The sequence below is a fragment of the Moorena sp. SIO3I6 genome, from assembly GCF_010672095.1.
In genome coordinates, this window is sequence record NZ_JAAHHU010000767.1 from 1 (window position 1) to 2,267 (window position 2,267).

Genomic DNA, 2,267 nt, shown 5'->3' on the forward strand with positions numbered 1-2,267 from the left:
CGGACTTTTTGATTCGACGGCGTAAATTTGACCCCACTAGCCCCTTGATTTTGTGGCAGATTGCCATGGTTGGCAATCTCGGTTTTTACAAACCGGAGGAACAGTTTCGTCCTCTAACTATATTGACCGAGGTCTTAAAAACACATTATGGAGGTGACCATGAAGTGATTGTTTACGAAGCAGCTGTTTATTATCCAGTTTGCAAACCAGTTATCCAGCGTATTCCTCTGTCCAAGCTACCACAGAGCAGTGTTACTGAGGTTTCAACCCTTTATATTCCGCCTCAAGGGTTAGCACCTGTGGACAAAGACATGATGGCGCGCTTAGGTATGTCTTTTGTTAAAGAAGCTACAGGGGAGAAACAGATCTGATGACAGCTTATCAACAAACTGTGTCCAACCTCAAGTTAGCGATCGCACAGAACCCTGAGAAAGCTAAAACTCTAGCTCAGCAAGGTGAGGCTGATCGGCTGATGGGAGATTTTGAAGCTGCCCTCGCTAAGTTCACCCATGCCCTTGAGCTAAATTTTAACAACCCTTGGGCTCTCGCTCACCGTGGAGAAACCTACTATCAGATCAAACGTTATCAGGAAGCCCGAACAGATTTTAGCCGCGCTATTGATCTCAACCCTAACTACCTTTGGGCCCTCGCTCACCGGGGCGTAACCTACCGCTTTATGGGGGAAGCATATTACACAATCGCCCTGGCTGACTTGGAGCGAGCCATTGAGCTGAAGCCGGATTACCTTTGGGCAATTGCCTATCGTGCCCGAGTTTATGAGCTGATGAAGTGCTACCAGAAAGCCCTGACTGATTTTGACCGTGCTATCGCCTTTGACAAAACCATATTTGTGAAAAATTGGCGGATTGAGAGAGGGTTAATCCTTTGCTACGACGGCCAATATGCTGAGGCGATCGCTTGTTGCCAGCAGAGGTTAGAAGAAGTTCCTGATGACACTACAGCTTTATACTGTATTGCAGTAGCGAAGGCTCGCTGGCAGGGATTGACCCAGGCCAAAAGCGACATTGAGCTTACGCGGACAGTATTGCTGTCTCAATGGCAGACAGGGGATCGAGGAGATATTCTGTACCGACTGAGTGGCTTAGCCATCTTGGTAGGTAACTGCGAACAAGCATGGGAATATCTACAAGACGCTATTCCTATTAATGATGAAGCCATTGAGTTAGTCGGTCACGACCCAGCTTGGATGGAGTGGCGATATCACCCGAAAACTCAGGCATTACTCGCTATAGGAAAGGGAGTAGGGAGTAGGGAGTAGGGAGTAGGGAATATGGCATCAACAATGCTCACAATTCCTACAGGGATTGCTATATAGCGTTTTATAGCCTAATCAGGTACACAGGATTTTTTCACTGCTCCCGTCTTGATGCAGTCGCTCATGGGGGAAACCCCCAAGACCGCGCTGCATCGCTGCTCCCTGCTCCCTGCTCCCTAAAAACATCTACCTCACCCAATTGAAAACCGCTATAAAGCGTTTCAGACAACAAAGCTCAATCAATTAAGTTTCTAATAACAGTCAAGGAGGAATTTGATCCAGATGGATAATAACACTTGGGCTCTTGCTCAAAAAGCAGAAACTCTTCGCTTGTCAGGAGCCTATGAACAGGCGATAGAGAAATTTGAAGAACTTCAAAACAGTGACTCGGACAATGCTTGGCTAAATGCCCACCTAGGAACAATTTACTACGAGTTGATGGATTATAGGAAGGCCGAAAAGTACTTGAAAAAAGCCGTCGAAAAGAATGATAACTATTTCTGGGCTCATGCACAACTAGGTGAAAACTACCGTCTACGAGCAATTACAGAAAATGATAAAGAGCAGAAAAAGGAATCTATTAACTCAGCTATAAAACATTTTGAAAAAGCGCTTGATAATAAAGCACCAGAAAACAGCAACTATGGGTGGGCATTAGCTCACTTGGGAGCAACCTACCGCCTGAAAATAACTCTGGATAAGAAGAAATTAGCCAAGAATGAGATAGATGAACAAAGTAAAAAACAAGCTTTGAATTATCTTAACAGAGCGATTGAACTTATGCCCACATATGCCTGGGCTTGGGGTATGCGATCGACAGTTCACAGATTAGCTCAAGAATACGAGGAGTCATTGTGGGATTTGGGAGTAGAAACACAAATATCTCCAGACATGGAGACTTTACAACACTCTCCTTCTCCTGTTCCATTCTTAGTAAGCAGGAGGGTAAGTCTTTATGAACATGCATTTCTGTTTTTTTATTTAACGAAGA

General features: G+C 44.9%; 2 protein-coding genes and 1 pseudogene. All 3 read left to right on the plus strand.

The genetic code is table 11. The annotated features are described in order from the left end of the window. A pseudogene (locus tag F6K49_RS42480) lies at nucleotides 1-371 on the plus strand (hypothetical protein); the annotation flags it as partial. After that, nucleotides 371-1,279 (plus strand): tetratricopeptide repeat protein, encoded by a 909-nt coding sequence (locus tag F6K49_RS42485; protein WP_293107425.1) that lies wholly within the window; start codon nucleotides 371-373, stop codon nucleotides 1,277-1,279. The pseudogene F6K49_RS42480 and the gene F6K49_RS42485, both read left to right, overlap by 1 nt. Nucleotides 1,280-1,558: 279 nt before the next feature. Further along, nucleotides 1,559-2,267, plus strand: a 709-nt coding sequence (locus F6K49_RS42490) for a tetratricopeptide repeat protein (RefSeq protein ID WP_366514303.1), incomplete at its 3' end; no start/stop codon positions are given.